We start from the raw sequence: 15455 nt of genomic DNA on the forward strand, positions 1-15455 counted from the left end.
GCCTTAAATTCGTCGTTCTGATGCAGGTCGCTGGGCGCCCTGCGAGAAAAAGCGCCGGTGAGTGGACACCGGCATCCGCGCCCTGATGGACGCCTGTTCGCTGCTGTCGCGTTGGGCCAGCAGCACGGCCTCGCCCTGATCCTGTTGTGCCAGCACGCGCCCCCATGGGTCGACAATCGCGGCATGACCAAAGGTTTCTCGTGGTCCCGGATGCGTCCCGCCCTGGGCTGCCGCGAGCATGTAACACTGAGTCTCGATGGCCCGCGCGCGAATCAGCACATCCCAATGGGCCGCGCCGGTCACCGCGGTAAAGGCCGACGGTGCGGTAATCAACTCCGCGCCAGCCGCACGCAATTCGCTGTACAGCTCCGGAAAACGCAGGTCATAACACACCGTAAGGCCGACTCGACCGACCGGCGTGTCGGCAATAACCACACCACTGCCATAAGCATAGTCATCTGATTCGCGATAACGCCCGCGATTATCCGCCACGTCTACGTCGAACAGGTGCAGCTTGTCATACCGTGCAACGGTTTCGCCCCGGTCATCCACCAACAACGAGCACGCATGCACTTTGGCCGTCGGTTGATCCACCGGTGGCAACGGCAATGTGCCGGCCACTATCCATAACTTGAGGTCGCGGGCGGTCTGTTTCAACCACGGCAGGATCGGGCCTTCGCCCAAGGCTTCGGCGCGGCCGATGTCGGCAATGTCGCGACGGCCCATGGCGGCGAAGTTTTCCGGCAGCACGGCAAGCCGCGCGCCACCGGTCGCCGCCTGCTCAAGCAGACGACGGGCCTGGGCCAGATTGGCCAGCACGTCGCTCTGGCTGACCATTTGAATCACCGCTACAGACATGGCCTGTTCCTTACTCAAAACAACACATACCTGTAGGAGCGAGGCTTGCCCGCGAAGGCGTCTTTCCTGACGCACCGTGGCGCGTCGGTTCGCGGGCAAGCCTCGCTCCTACAGGTGCATTAGAACGTAGGGACATGCTACTCCATAGGCCCAAAGAGTGCTTTTTCAAAAGAATTCAAAAAGGCTTGTCGAAGGTGATTTTCGGTTCTTTCCATGGGCCTTTGACGGTGTATTTGACGCTGGCAAAGCGCGCCACGCGGTCACCGATCAGCTTATCGATCAGGAACAGCGCCCCGCCGATGGCCGGTGCACCGACGATCAGCGCGGCAATCGGCAGATTGTTGGTCACCGGTAAAGTCACCAACAACTTGGCATCGACCTGATCAGCCACCAGGTCCAGCGTGCCGTTGAGCTCCACATTGCTCGACGGCCCGGTCAGCAGAATGGGTTCACGGGTCACGTAGACCCCGTTACTGGCGACCAGCAGGCCTTTGACCCGGTCATAACTCAAGCCTTTGCCGAACAGGTCGGAAAAGTCCAGGCGCAAGCGGCGCCCGATGGAGTTGAAGTTGAGCAGACCAAATACCCGTAGCGCCTGAGCACCGCCCTCGACTTCAACAAACTGACCTTTATTCAGTGACGCATCAAGGCTGCCGGAGAAGCGTTTGGTCGCCAGCCACGCGGGTGACCCAGGCCAGCGACCATCGACATCCATATGAAATTCTTCACTGGTGACGCTCGGTGCAAAACCCCAGCCCTTGAGCACGTCGGCAAGGTTCCTGCCACTGACTCGGCCCTTATACCAACTGCTGGAATTACCCGGGATGCCTTCCCAGCCACCGCTGCCCCGCAAGAGGATGCCCTTGAGGCCCAGATCAAGGGCATTGAAGGCAATGCCCTTGGGGGTCGGTCGAACTTTCAGGTGCCACGCGCCCACCAGATCCGGCCCCTGGAACAGCTGATTGATGGTGAGATCCAACGCCGGAATCTTCGTCGGGTCCACCGTGGCCAGCGGATCCGGCGAATTCTCGTCAGCCAGCGCCGCAGGGTCTCGTGCCGGCAAACGTACATATTGCAGATTGACCGCAATCGGTGCGGCTTTCGCATCGGCAATTGCGACGCTGCCCTTGGCCTGCTGACTATCGAGTTGCAGGGCCCATGCGGCCGGTTTGCGTGCCAACTTCACCGACGCCTGATCGAGGGTGGTGCCAAAACCGCTGAGCTTGCCAATCTTCAAATCCGCGCCACTGAGCAACTGCTTGGCACTGCCGCCCGGATCCTGGCCAGCATATTTGTTCATCAGGTCCTGCCAAGGGGCAATATCCAGCTCGGACAGTACGCCACGCACGCGCAAGCCTTTGGCACCGGGCAACACCGCACTGCCGCCACCGAGAAGCAACTCGCCGCGACCGTCGGCGAAATTGGCGGTCGGTGCCGCAAACGTGAAGCTTGCCAGTTCACCATAGGTGGCCCAGTAACGCCGCTCGGCTCCTTGCAGGGTCATGCGGAACACGGTATCGCGCCCGACATCGGCTGCCATGCCGAATGGTGCCGGCAAATCCACCGCCACACCTTTGAGATTGGAACTGACCATCAATTGACTGTCGGCGCCATCAAGGTTCAGTTGCAGTTGATAAGGAATCGTCCCCGTCACCGGCAATGGCTGAGTGACATTCAGCCATTCAGTCAGTTTTTTGACCTCGACCTCACTCGCCGCCGCGACCCGAGTGTTGAGCTTGCCCGGGCTGCCTTGAGCGAATATTTGTGCGGTCACCGGTTTGTCGAAGGCTCGCGCCGTGATCTTTTGCCCGCTCAGACCTTTGGTGCTGTCGAAACGGAAATCGCCCTTGAGTTGCGTCAGTTCCAGGGTGGGCTCACTGAGCTTCAAACGGGCCTTGGCGGTCTTGAAGTCGACGAGGATTTTCGGCTGCTCGCCTTTGACCAGCGGGATATCCAGTTTGAGCTTGCCTTGTAGATCGCCCTCGCCTTCCCAGCCAGCGAACGTGTCGGCGGTGCCGATCGGCGCTTCCTGCAAAATTTTCAGGCCATCGCCCAACCCGCCAGCGAACGCACCGTCGAGAAATAGATGAGGACTCTGCCCGACAGGCGCACGCGGAATATTGACGTAGACATCGCGGACGTGGGTGTCGAGCAATTGGCCCTTGCTGGCGAGGATCCGCACGCCGCTGTCTTCGATGAACACATCGCCGCTGACCTTGCTGACATGCGGCCAGCCCGGCTGAAACGCCAGCTCGGCATCGTGAACCTTGAAAAACAGGCTGATGCTGCGCGCCGTATCGGCGGCGCCGTGGTTCAGCGAACCTTGGTACTGGAAGAAGCCTTCATCCACCGCGCCTTTGAGAATCGCGGTGCGCAGCCATTCGTCCAGCCCCGGGCTGAGAACCGTCGGCAGATACTTGGCGGTGTAGCGACCGTCGCCATCGACCAGGCCGACCCGCAGGTCCATGTAGTCTTCCTGGGTGTGATCGAAATGCAGGCGGATCAGGAAGTCACCGGCAATCTTGCCCTCCTCGCCCAACACCTTCAGGTAAGGCGAGATCAGGGTGAAACCTTCTTTGTCGAGTTTCCAGGTCAACCGGGCATTGGCCTGAATGTACTGCCATGGCTTGGCGAAAAGCGGGTCCAGGTGCAGGGAGAAATCCTTGCTGTCCATGCGCAACTCGCCCTGCCCGAGGTCGCCGCTGATGCTGCCACTGACATTTCGCACCGCCGGTGCACCGCGATAAGCGTCGAAGCCGACTTTTTCCAGATTGGCGGCAAAGCTGAATATGCTGTCATCGGTCGCCTTCGGTCGCACGTCAATCAGCACATTGCGCAAAACACCGGTGACCTTGAGGCGCTCGACCGCCGTGGCGACACCTTCGGGCAGTGGGCCCAGTGCGTTCAGCAGCGGAGTGAGCGGTGTGAGATCGAGACGGTCGGCTTGCAGATGCAAGAGCTCTGGCGCCTTGTCTGTCGCGGCAGTTTGTTGAAATTGCAGTTTCGATTCCCAGCGGCTGTCGCCCAGGCTCATGGCCAGAGAATCCAGGGTCATCTGGACGCCTGTGGAACTGCGCTGAAAATACCCGTTCAGCGCCAGATTATTGATCTGGATCGGCTTGCGCTCAGCATAGGCACCCTTGAGTTGCGGCGCGTTCAAACGGATCGCGGCACTTTGCAGAGTGCCCTTGCTCCAGTTTGCCCAGAGCTCGCCACCGGCCTTGATCTCGGAAAAATTCCATTGCTGGGTCAGGCGCTCGGGCAACCATTTTGACCAATCACTCTGCGGCAGGCTCAGGTAAGCGTCCGCTTCGCCGTCCTTCCATTGGGCGGCGCGCAAACGGGTACGCAGGCTCATCGCAACCGGTTGGCCGTCGGGCAGGGTCAGTCGGGCATCGAGCCGCTGGCGGGATGGACCGGTTTTCAGATTCAGGCCGACGTACGTCAGGGTTAGCGGCGATTCTCTCAATGGCTGCAAGGTGATCTGGCTGTCGAGCACCGACAGTTGCTGAACCATCTGCATGCGATTGAGCAGTTGCTCCGGATTCAGCGGCTGGTCCTGCTGCACCGGCAACCCTTCCAGCGCCCAATGACCGTCTTCACCTTCTTTGAGGCTGATCTTCAGGCCGTTGAGTTCCAGATGTGCGATGCGCACTTCGCGTGCCAGCAGGCTGGCCCAGAGATCCGGCACCGCGCGCACCTGATCCAGGCGCAAGGCATTGGAGCCCTCGCCGACCATTACGTCATGGGCCAGCAGAACCGGGGCGAGGCCGCTCCAGCTGCCTTCAAGCGTGCCGATCCGCAGGGGCATGCCCAAGGTATCGCTGGCTTTGTCTTCGACGTCGGTACGGTACTCGGCCACCAGCGGCGTCAGTTCCCGGCCGAGGCTGACGAACAGCGCCATCAGCACTAAAACCAACGCACACAGGCCCAGACCCCAGCGGGTCAGTGCGGCCAAAATGCGTGTCAGACGTTCCATGTCAGTTGGCTCCCATGGCAAAAATACTGCAAAAAGCTGAGGCCAGCCGTTCTAGTACAGGTGAAACACAACGATTCAGAGCAGCACCACGTCGTATTGTTCCTGGGAATACATGGTTTCCACCTGGAACCGAATGGTGCGCCCGATAAAGCCTTCGAGCTCGGCGACGTTGCCCGATTCTTCATCGAGCAAACGGTCGACCACTTTCTGATTTGCCAGCACGCGATAGCCTTCTGCCTGATAAGCCCGGGCCTCGCGCAGGATTTCGCGGAAGATCTCGTAGCACACGGTTTCCGGAGTCTTGAGTTTGCCTCGCCCCTGGCAACTGCTGCACGGTTCGCACAGCACTTGCTCAAGACTTTCGCGGGTGCGCTTGCGGGTCATTTGCACCAGGCCCAACTCGGTGATGCCGATGATGTTGGTCTTGGCGTGATCGCGTTCCAGTTGCTTCTCGAGGGTGCGCAACACCTGACGCTGATGTTCTTCATCTTCCATGTCGATGAAGTCGATGATGATGATCCCGCCCAGGTTGCGCAGACGCAGCTGACGGGCAATGGCGGTGGCGGCTTCGAGGTTGGTCTTGAAGATGGTTTCTTCGAGATTGCGATGACCGACAAAGGCCCCGGTGTTGACGTCAATGGTGCTCATGGCTTCCGCCGGATCGACCACCAGATAACCGCCGGACTTGAGCGGCACCTTGCGTTCCAGGGCTTTCTGGATTTCGTCTTCGACACCGTACAAGTCGAAGATCGGTCGTTCGCCGGGGTAATGCTCCAGGCGGTCGGCGATTTCCGGCATCAGTTCGGCGACGAATTGCGTGGTTTTCTGGAAGGTTTCCCGGGAGTCGATGCGGATCTTTTCGATCTTCGGGCTCACCAGGTCACGCAAGGTGCGCAGCGCCAGGCCGAGGTCTTCGTAGATCACACTCGGCGCGCTGATGGTTTTGATCTGTTCGTTGATCTGGTCCCAGAGCCTGCGCAGGTAGCGGATGTCCATGAGGATTTCATCGGCCCCGGCCCCTTCTGCAGCGGTGCGCAAAATGAAACCGCCGGCTTCCTTGATGCCTTCTTTGGCCACGCAGTCGGTAACCACTTGCTTGAGACGTTCGCGCTCGGCTTCGTCCTCGATCTTCAGGGAAATGCCGACGTGGGCGGTGCGCGGCATGTACACCAGATAGCGCGACGGAATCGACAGTTGCGTGGTCAGGCGTGCGCCTTTGGAACCGATCGGGTCCTTGGTGACTTGCACCACCAGGCTCTGACCTTCATGAACCAGCGCGCTGATGCTTTCCACCGTCGGGCCTTCGCGAAGGGAAATCTCCGAGGCATGAATGAACGCGGCGCGGTCCAGACCGATATCGACGAAGGCGGCCTGCATGCCTGGCAATACCCGCACGACCTTGCCTTTATAGATGTTGCCGACGATCCCGCGCTTTTGCGTGCGCTCGACGTGGACCTCTTGCAGCACACCGTTTTCGACCACCGCCACGCGCGATTCCATCGGCGTGATGTTGATCAGGATCTCTTCACTCATGGCAGGGTCTCGTTCAGGCATGTTCACGATAATGGCCGCATCTTGTCAGTACGACGCTCAGCGCGCGTTAAGGGTTTGCCAACAGGGTATGCCGAAATGGCCGAGCAGCTCGCAGGTTTCGCACAGGGGCAATCCGACCACCGCCGAATAGCTGCCGTTGAGCCCGGCGACGAACACCGCGCCCAGTCCTTGAATCCCATAGCCGCCAGCCTTGTCCCGGGGTTCGCCGCTGGCCCAGTAGGCCGCTGCTTCGTCGCAGTCGATGGTGCGAAAACGCACCAGACTGCGCACCACCAAAGACTCGCAACGCGCGCCATCGCGCACCGCAATCGCTGTCAGCACTTCATGTTCGCGCCCGGACAACAGCATAAGCATGGCGCATGCGTCGGCTTCGTCCACCGGCTTGCCGAGAATTTTCCCGTCCAGCACCACGGCGGTGTCGGCACCCAGCACGCAGAAATCCGCGTCGGACACGACCGTGCCATGCCCGGCCTCGGCCTTGCCGCGCGCCAGACGCTCGACATAGGCCGATGGGCATTCTTCAGGTAAAGGGGATTCATCAATGTCCGCGCTGATGACGGAGAACGACACGCCGATCTGCGTGAGTAGTTCACGCCGACGCGGCGAGCCTGAGGCGAGGTACAGCTGTTTCATCAAGACATCTCCCTGCTAGCGCCCTGTCTCACAAATACTGTTCCTTTTTGTCGAGACAGGGCACCGGTGCGAGCACATGCCTGACCGAATTAATTGATTTTGTAGCGTCGACGCAAACCGCGCAAACCGTAGCTGATCCAAGGCCAGAGCAACGCGCTGACCAGTGCCGGCAACACCAGCGCCAGGGTCGGCTGACGATTGCCGGTCAGGGCGCTCAGCCACAACTGAACCAGTTGGGCGAGGCCGAAGATCACCAGGATCACCAGGCTCTGTTGCCACATCGGGAACATGCGCAGGCGCTGTTGCAGCGATAGCACCAGGAAGGTAATGAGCGTGAGGATCAACGCGTTCTGGCCCAGCAACGTGCCATACAGCACGTCTTCGGCCAGCCCCAGGCACCAGGCAGTCACCATGCCGACTTTCTGTGGCAGGGCCAACGCCCAGAAGGCCAACAGCAAGGCCAGCCACAGAGGACGCAGCACTTCCATGAACTGCGGCAACGGCGAAACGCTGAGCAGCATGCCGATGGCGAAGGTCAACCAGACCATCCAGCCGTTTCGGGAGGAAGTTGCACCACCCATTATTCTCTTCCCCCAGTGGTGGCCGGCGCGGAGACAGGCGGTTTGGCAGCAGGCTTCACGGCAGCGGGGGCCGACGCGGGTGGCTTGCCGGCAGCATGGGCAGCGACAGGTTTTGCCGGGGTCGCGGCAGCAGGTGCAGCCGCCGGAACAGCCGGAGCCGCCACGGCAGCCGGTATCACCGACACGGCAGGTTTGGGCACGGTCGCGGGAATGATCGGCCCACCGCCATGCTGGTCCAGCGCTTCCTGAGCCTGGGCGGCGTCATTGGCGCGCTCCTCAGGTGTGCGCCCGTCACTGAATACCAACAACAGATAACGGCTGCGGTTTAACGCAGCGGTCGGCACCGCACGGACGATGGCGAACGGCTGACCGGAATCGTGAATCACTTCCTTGACCGTCGCCACGGGGTAACCCGCCGGGAAACGCTGACCGAGGCCGGAGCTGACCAGCAGATCGCCTTCTTTAATGTCGGCGGTATCGGCCACATGCCGCAGCTCAAGGCGTTCCGGGTTACCGGTGCCGCTGGCGATCGCCCGCAGACCGTTACGGTTCACCTGCACTGGAATGCTGTGGGTGGTGTCGGTCAGCAACAGTACGCGGGAGGTGTATGGCATCAACTCCACCACCTGCCCCATCAGGCCACGGGCATCGAGCACCGGCTGACCGAGGACCACACCGTCGCGCTCACCTTTATTGATGATGATCCGATGGGTAAAGGGGTTGGGGTCCATGCCGATCAACTCGGCCACTTCGACCTTTTCGTTGACCAGCGCGGAAGAGTTGAGCAACTCGCGCAGCCGAACGTTCTGCTCGGTCAGGGCGGCCAGCTTTTGCATGCGCCCCTGCAACAGCAGGTTTTCGGTTTGAAGTTTTTCGTTTTCGGCGACCAGCTCGGTCCGGCTGCCAAATTGGCTGGCCACACCTTGCCATAGCCGCTGCGGCAGGTCGGTGACCCAGTAAGACTGCATCAGCACCAGCGACATTTGGCTACGCACTGGCTTGAGCAGTGTGAAGCGGGCATCGACCACCATCAGCGCGACCGATAGCACGGCCAGCACCAACAAGCGCACGCCCAGTGAGGGGCCTTTGGTGAAAAGCGGTTTAATAAGCCGCTCCTCCCAGGCAAATGTTCTCTTTATTCATACGGCATCAAACCGGCCTGGATGCAGACTGACAGAAGATAAACGCAACAGGCAGCACTGCAAAGTGCTGCCTGCGCGCTCAACAGCATAGAGGCGATCCGGCGACTTATTCGCTGGAAAGCAGATCCATGGTGTGTTTATCCATCATTTCCAAGGCACGGCCACCGCCGCGAGCAACGCAGGTGAGCGGGTCTTCGGCGACGATCACCGGCAGACCGGTTTCCTGGGCCAGCAACTTGTCGAGGTCGCGCAGCAAGGCGCCACCACCGGTCAGTACCAGACCACGTTCGGCGATATCCGACGCCAGCTCCGGAGGCGATTGCTCCAGTGCACTTTTCACTGCCTGAACGATAGTGGCCAGGGACTCTTGCAGAGCTTCCAGCACTTCATTGGAGTTCAGGGTGAACGCGCGTGGAACGCCTTCGGCCAGGTTACGGCCACGAACGTCGACTTCACGAACTTCACCGCCCGGGTAGGCCGTACCGATTTCCTGTTTGATGCGCTCGGCGGTGGATTCGCCGATCAGGCTGCCGTAGTTGCGACGCACGTAGGTGATGATCGCTTCGTCGAAGCGGTCGCCGCCAACCCGTACGGATTCGGCATAGACCACACCGTTGAGGGAGATCAGCGCGATTTCAGTGGTACCGCCACCGATATCGACAACCATCGAACCGCGAGCTTCTTCAACCGGCAGACCGGCACCGATCGCAGCAGCCATCGGTTCTTCGATCAGGAACACTTCACGGGCACCGGCACCAAGGGCCGATTCACGGATGGCACGACGCTCAACCTGGGTCGATTTGCATGGAACGCAGATCAGCACACGAGGGCTAGGCTGCAGAAAGCTGTTTTCGTGAACCTTGTTGATAAAGTACTGCAGCATTTTTTCGCAGACGCTGAAGTCGGCGATCACACCGTCCTTCATCGGACGAATGGCAGCAATGTTGCCCGGCGTACGACCGAGCATGCGCTTGGCCTCGGTGCCGACAGCAACGACACTTTTCTGGTTACCGTGTGTCCGAATAGCCACAACGGAGGGCTCATTCAGGACGATACCGCGCTCGCGCACGTAAATAAGGGTGTTGGCAGTGCCCAGGTCAATGGAAAGATCGCTGGAAAACATGCCACGCAGTTTCTTGAACATGGGAAAGGGACCCTAGGCAACGCGTGGGTAAAAAAGTGCGGCAAACTCTAACAACGACAGGGATTTTGGGCAAGGCGCCAATATGTTAAATTGGCTGCTTTTCTGTGCACCAAGCACCACAATCGCGGCCTTGAGACCGTAGATATGCGGTAGTGTTCCGACAATCTAACACACGGACGCCGTCCGTTTTGTTTTCCACTGGAGAATCCCATGGCGCTTGAACGCTCCGACGTGGAAAAAATCGCTCATTTGGCCTGCCTTGGCCTCAATGATGCCGATCTTCCACACATCACTTCGGCCCTGAACAGCATTCTCGGGCTGGTCGACGAAATGCAAGCGGTCAATACCGACGGTATCGAGCCGCTGGCCCACCCATTGGAAGCGAGCCAGCGCCTGCGTGCAGACGTCGTGACCGAAACCAATCATCGCGAGGCCTATCAGTCCATCGCACCAGCGGTCGAAAACGGCCTGTATCTGGTTCCGAAAGTCATCGACTAAAGGGAAAGAGCCTGCAATGCATCAATTGACTCTGGCCGAGATCGCCCGCGGACTCGCCGATAAAAAGTTTTCTTCCGAAGAGCTGACCAAAGTCCTGCTGGCGCGTATTACCCAGCTCGACCCGCAGCTCAACAGTTTCATCAGCCTCACTGAAGACCTGGCGCTCCAGCAGGCGAAAGCCGCTGACGCTCGTCGGGCCAATGGTGAGAGCGGCGCCCTGCTCGGCGCGCCGATCGCCCACAAAGACCTGTTCTGCACCCAGGGCATCCGCACCAGCTGCGGCTCGAAGATGCTCGACAACTTTAAAGCACCGTACGACGCCACCGTGGTCGCCAAACTGGCTGCTGCCGGGGCCGTGACCCTGGGCAAGACCAACATGGACGAATTCGCCATGGGGTCGGCCAACGAGTCGAGCTATTACGGCGCGGTGAAAAACCCGTGGAACCTGGAACACGTTCCGGGCGGCTCGTCTGGCGGTTCGGCTGCTGCGGTAGCCGCTCGTCTGTTGCCAGCGGCGACGGGCACCGACACCGGCGGTTCGATTCGCCAGCCCGCCGCGCTGACTAACCTCACCGGCCTGAAACCGACGTACGGTCGAGTTTCGCGCTGGGGCATGATCGCCTACGCGTCCAGCCTCGATCAGGGCGGCCCATTGGCCCGCACCGCCGAAGACTGCGCGATCCTGCTGCAAGGCATGGCCGGTTTCGATCCGCAGGACTCCACCAGCATCGACGAGCCCGTGCCTGATTACAGCGCCGGCCTCAACGGCTCACTGCAAGGCCTGCGCATCGGCGTGCCGAAGGAATACTTCAGCGCCGGTCTCGACCCACGCATCGCCGACCTGGTCATGGCCAGCGTTGAAGAGCTGAAAAAGCTCGGCGCCGTGGTCAAGGAAATCAGCCTGCCGAACATGCAGCACGCAATCCCTGCGTACTACGTGATCGCCCCGGCGGAAGCATCTTCCAACCTGTCGCGTTTCGACGGCGTGCGTTTCGGCTATCGCTGCGAAGACCCGAAAAACCTGGAAGACCTGTACAAGCGTTCCCGTGGCGAAGGTTTCGGCCCGGAAGTGCAGCGTCGGATCATGGTCGGCGCCTACGCGCTGTCGGCCGGTTACTACGACGCCTACTATTTGAAGGCGCAGAAAATCCGTCGCCTGATCAAGAACGACTTCATGGCGGCCTTCAATGAGGTCGACATCATCCTCGGCCCAACCACGCCGAACCCGGCCTGGAAGCTCGGCGCCAAGAACAGCGACCCGGTCGCTGCGTACCTGGAAGACGTCTACACCATCACCGCCAACCTCGCCGGTCTGCCGGGCTTATCCATGCCTGCAGGTTTTGTCGATGGCCTGCCGGTCGGCGTGCAATTGCTCGCCCCGTATTTCCAGGAAGGCCGCCTGTTGAACGTTGCCCATCAGTATCAGCAGAACACTGACTGGCACACCCGCACCCCAACCGGCTTCTGAGGAGAAACACATGCAATGGGAAGTCGTGATCGGGCTGGAGATCCATACCCAGCTCACCACCCGGTCGAAAATCTTTTCCGGTAGTTCCACCACCTTCGGTTCCGAGCCGAACACCCAGGCCAGCCTGGTTGACCTGGGCATGCCCGGCGTATTGCCGGTGCTGAACCAGGAAGCGGTGCGCATGGCGGTGATGTTCGGTCTGGCCATCGATGCCGAGATCGGTCAGCACAACGTGTTCGCCCGCAAAAACTATTTCTACCCGGACCTGCCCAAGGGCTACCAGATCAGCCAGATGGAATTGCCGATCGTCGGCAAGGGCCACCTGGACATCGCCCTGGAAGACGGCACGGTCAAACGCGTCGGCATTACCCGCGCGCACCTGGAAGAAGATGCCGGTAAAAGCCTGCACGAAGAGTTCAACGGTGCCACCGGCATCGACCTGAACCGCGCCGGCACGCCGTTGCTGGAAATCGTTTCCGAGCCGGACATGCGCAGCGCCAAGGAAGCCGTGGCTTACGTCAAGGCTGTCCACGCGCTGGTACGTTACCTCGGCATCTGCGACGGCAATATGGCCGAAGGCTCGCTGCGTTGCGACTGCAACGTGTCGATCCGTCCAAAGGGCCAGGCTGAGTTCGGTACACGCTGCGAGATCAAGAACGTCAACTCGTTCCGCTTCATCGAGAAGGCGATCAACACCGAAGTGCAGCGTCAGATCGAGCTGATCGAAGACGGCGGCAAGGTGATCCAGCAGACCCGTCTGTACGATCCGAACAAGGACGAAACCCGTCCGATGCGCAGCAAAGAGGAAGCCAACGACTACCGTTACTTCCCCGATCCGGACCTGCTGCCGGTGGTCATCGAGGACTCGTTCCTCAATGATGTGCGCGCCACCCTGCCGGAACTGCCACCGCAGAAGCGCGAGCGTTTCCAGGAACAGTTCGGTCTGTCGGTCTACGACGCCAGCGTCCTGGCCACCAGCCGCGAGCAAGCCGATTACTTCGAGAAAGTCGTGAGCATCGGCGGCGACGCCAAACTGGCGGCTAACTGGGTGATGGTTGAACTGGGCAGCCTGTTGAACAAGCAAGGCCTGGACATCGACCAGTCGCCGGTTTCGGCCGAGCAACTGGGCGGCATGCTGCTGCGCATCAAGGACAACACCATCTCCGGCAAAATCGCCAAGGTGGTCTTTGAAGCCATGGCCAATGGCGAAGGCAGCGCGGACGAGATCATCGACAAGCGCGGCCTCAAGCAAGTGACTGACACCGGCGCGATCTCGGCGGTGCTGGACGAAATGCTCGCGGCCAACGCCGAGCAGGTCGAACAATACCGCGCGGCAGACGAAGCCAAACGCGGCAAGATGTTCGGCTTCTTCGTCGGCCAGGCCATGAAAGCCTCCAAAGGCAAGGCCAACCCGCAACAGGTCAACGAATTGCTTAAAAGCAAGCTCGAAGGCTGATGAGAATGGAGCCAGCATTCAAACTTGGCTCCATTCCCTGTGGGAGCGAGCTTGCTCGCGATAGCGGTCCGGCACTCAACACAAAGTTGACTGTCTGAATGCCAATCGCGAGCAGGCTCGCTCCCACATTTGTTCCGGGAACATACTTTATGAAGCATCTGCTCAGTGCCTGCGCCCTGCTCTCTTTGCTGGCCGGTTGTGCCAGTACGGATGTTGTTGATCCACACGGCTACGACAAGACCGGCGTAGCTTCGTATTACGGCGCCAAACACCATGGCAAACGCACCGCCAGCGGCGAGCGTTTCAACCAGCACGGCCTGACCGCCGCCCATCGCCAGTTGCCGTTCGGCACCCGGGTGAAGATTACCAACCTGAATAACGACAGGTCCTGCGTGGTGCGCGTCAACGATCGCGGGCCATACTCTCGTGGGCGCCTGATCGACGTGTCACGTGAAGCGGCCGAACAGTTGGGCATGCTGCGCAGTGGCACCGCGAAAGTTCGCGTGCAAGCCCTCGACGACTGATAGACGGAGCGCTGACTATTTTCGGACTTGCCGATTTACCCCTGATCAGCGTGATTGAATTGTTCAGCGGTCTGTTTTTACTGATCGCCGGCGCCGAACTGATGGTGCGCGCCGCCGTGCGCCTGGCCGCGCGACTGCATGTGCGGCCGCTGATCATCGGCCTGACCATCGTGGCCCTCGGAAGCAGCGCACCGCAGATGGCGGTCAGCCTGCAAGCCACCCTGGCGCAAAACGCTGACATCGCCGTCGGCAGCGTGATCGGCAGCAGCATCTTCAACATCCTCGTCACCCTTGGGCTCTCGGCGCTGATTATTCCGTTGCGGGTTTCGCGGCAGTTGGTGCGCCTGGATATTCCACTGATGATCGGCGCCAGCCTGCTGGTGTTCGTACTGGCGTGGAACGAAGACCTGAACCGCATAGACGGCATTATTCTGCTGGGCGCGCTGGTGCTGTACCTGGGCTTGCTGCTGCGCCAGTCGCGGCACTCGGCCCGTCCGCCATCGAGCGCTCATGACGCACCGCAGGCACCGTGGTTCAGCAGCTTGCTGATGATTGTCGCCGGGCTGGCGATGCTGGTGTTCGCCGGGCATTTGCTGCTCGGCGCCGCGGTGGCGGTCGCGACCGACCTGGGGTTGTCGGAGCGGATCATCGGCCTGACCATCGTCGCCGTCAGCACCTCCCTGCCGGAGCTGGCCACTTCGTTGATCGCCGCGTTGCGCGGTGAGCGGGACATCGCGGTAGGCAACGTGATCGGCAGCAATCTGCTCAACCTATTGGGCGTGCTCGGGCTCACCGCATTGATCGCGCCGTCGCCGCTGTCGGTCTCGCCGAACGCTCTGGATTTCGACCTGCCGGTAATGCTTGGTGTCGCGGTGCTGTGCCTGCCGGTGTTCTATTCCGGCTACCGGGTGACGCGCGCCGAAGGCCTGCTGTTTTTGGGTTTGTACCTGGCCTATGGGCTGCACGTGGTGTCGTTCACCACCGGCATGCCACTGGCCGGCAAGCTTGAACACCTGATGCTGTTTTTCGTCTTGCCGGCGCTGGGGGCGTTTTTGCTGTTCACGTCGCTGCGCGCCTGGCGTCGCCAACACCACAAGAGGGAATTGCCGTGAGCACTGATAAAAAGTCTGGGGTTGAAGTCCGCCGCCAAGTGATGGGCGACGCTTTCGTCGACCGCGCCTTGGGCAACGCCACCGAGTTCACCCAGCCGTTGCAGGACTTCGTCAATGAACACGCCTGGGGCGGTGTGTGGAATCGCGAAGGTCTGCCGCTGAAAACCCGCAGCCTGATCACTCTCGCTGCGCTCACCGCCCTGAAGTGCCCGCAAGAATTGAAAGGCCATGTGCGCGGCGCGCTGAACAACGGCTGCACCGTTGAAGAAATTCGTGAGGCGCTGCTGCATTGCGCGGTGTATGCCGGCGTGCCAGCGGCGATCGATGCGTTCCGGGCGGCGCAGGAAGTGATTGATAGCTACCAGAAGCCGGAGTAATCGTTGGAATTTGTGTTGATTGTTCTGCCGTCATCGCGGGCAAGCCCGCTCCCACAGGTTTCAGTGGTTGTTAATCAAATTTAGTGAACACCGAAGATCCCTGTGGGAGCGGGCTTGCCCGCGATGAGG

The 15455-nt window shown here is 60.5% G+C and carries 13 protein-coding genes; 6 read left to right on the forward strand and 7 right to left on the reverse strand.

Annotated features, from left to right (window positions below; translation table 11 throughout):
• Positions 1-3: 3 nt before the first annotated feature.
• From NHU87_RS24980 to mreB, 7 genes are all read right to left on the reverse strand, one after another.
• Positions 4-858 carry a carbon-nitrogen hydrolase family protein gene (locus NHU87_RS24980; protein WP_253553263.1) on the reverse strand — a complete coding sequence of 285 codons (855 nt, stop codon included), beginning with the start codon at positions 856-858 and terminating at the stop codon, positions 4-6.
• Positions 859-1033: 175 nt separating this feature from the next.
• On the reverse strand, positions 1034-4837 hold the full coding sequence (locus NHU87_RS24985) for a YhdP family protein (RefSeq protein WP_253553266.1): 3804 nt from the start codon (positions 4835-4837) through the stop codon (positions 1034-1036).
• A gap of 75 nt (positions 4838-4912) precedes the next feature.
• On the reverse strand, positions 4913-6370 hold the full coding sequence (gene rng, locus NHU87_RS24990) for a ribonuclease G (RefSeq protein ID WP_008067330.1): 1458 nt from the start codon (positions 6368-6370) through the stop codon (positions 4913-4915).
• Positions 6371-6427: 57 nt separating this feature from the next.
• Complete coding sequence (locus NHU87_RS24995) at positions 6428-7024, reverse strand: Maf family protein (protein WP_253553269.1); 597 nt, start codon at positions 7022-7024, stop codon at positions 6428-6430.
• A gap of 89 nt (positions 7025-7113) precedes the next feature.
• Positions 7114-7605: a rod shape-determining protein MreD gene (gene mreD / locus NHU87_RS25000; RefSeq protein ID WP_253553272.1), complete on the reverse strand. Its 492-nt coding sequence runs from the start codon at positions 7603-7605 to the stop codon at positions 7114-7116.
• Positions 7605-8711, reverse strand: a complete 1107-nt coding sequence (gene mreC, locus NHU87_RS25005; RefSeq protein ID WP_367399062.1) for a rod shape-determining protein MreC — start codon at positions 8709-8711, stop codon at positions 7605-7607. Before mreC ends, mreD begins: the two co-directional genes overlap by 1 nt.
• Before the next feature lie 142 nt (positions 8712-8853).
• Positions 8854-9891, reverse strand: a complete 1038-nt coding sequence (gene mreB, locus NHU87_RS25010) for a rod shape-determining protein MreB (protein WP_002555108.1) — start codon at positions 9889-9891, stop codon at positions 8854-8856.
• A gap of 210 nt (positions 9892-10101) precedes the next feature.
• Here mreB and gatC point away from each other — a divergent pair, with 210 nt between their 5' ends.
• From gatC to NHU87_RS25040, 6 genes are all read left to right on the forward strand, one after another.
• Positions 10102-10389: an Asp-tRNA(Asn)/Glu-tRNA(Gln) amidotransferase subunit GatC gene (gene gatC / locus NHU87_RS25015; protein ID WP_007901429.1), complete on the forward strand. Its 288-nt coding sequence runs from the start codon at positions 10102-10104 to the stop codon at positions 10387-10389.
• Positions 10390-10405: 16 nt separating this feature from the next.
• Complete coding sequence (gene gatA, locus NHU87_RS25020) at positions 10406-11857, forward strand: Asp-tRNA(Asn)/Glu-tRNA(Gln) amidotransferase subunit GatA (protein WP_253553279.1); 1452 nt, start codon at positions 10406-10408, stop codon at positions 11855-11857.
• 10 nt (positions 11858-11867) lie between these two features.
• A complete protein-coding gene (gatB, locus tag NHU87_RS25025; RefSeq protein WP_253553283.1) occupies positions 11868-13313 on the forward strand; it encodes an Asp-tRNA(Asn)/Glu-tRNA(Gln) amidotransferase subunit GatB in 1446 nt (481 codons plus the stop codon).
• Positions 13314-13462: 149 nt separating this feature from the next.
• Positions 13463-13837 (forward strand): septal ring lytic transglycosylase RlpA family protein, encoded by a 375-nt coding sequence (locus tag NHU87_RS25030; RefSeq protein ID WP_007901418.1) that lies wholly within the window; start codon positions 13463-13465, stop codon positions 13835-13837.
• Positions 13838-13887: 50 nt separating this feature from the next.
• Positions 13888-14949 carry a calcium/sodium antiporter gene (locus NHU87_RS25035; protein WP_253553286.1) on the forward strand — a complete coding sequence of 354 codons (1062 nt, stop codon included), beginning with the start codon at positions 13888-13890 and terminating at the stop codon, positions 14947-14949.
• Between the two features lie 41 nt (positions 14950-14990).
• Positions 14991-15326 carry a carboxymuconolactone decarboxylase family protein gene (locus NHU87_RS25040; protein ID WP_301271563.1) on the forward strand — a complete coding sequence of 112 codons (336 nt, stop codon included), beginning with the start codon at positions 14991-14993 and terminating at the stop codon, positions 15324-15326.
• The last annotated feature ends 129 nt before the right edge of the window (positions 15327-15455 follow it).

Origin of the sequence: Pseudomonas mandelii, from assembly GCF_024138395.1 — a bacterium.
Taxonomy (GTDB): domain Bacteria; phylum Pseudomonadota; class Gammaproteobacteria; order Pseudomonadales; family Pseudomonadaceae; genus Aquipseudomonas; species Aquipseudomonas mandelii_E.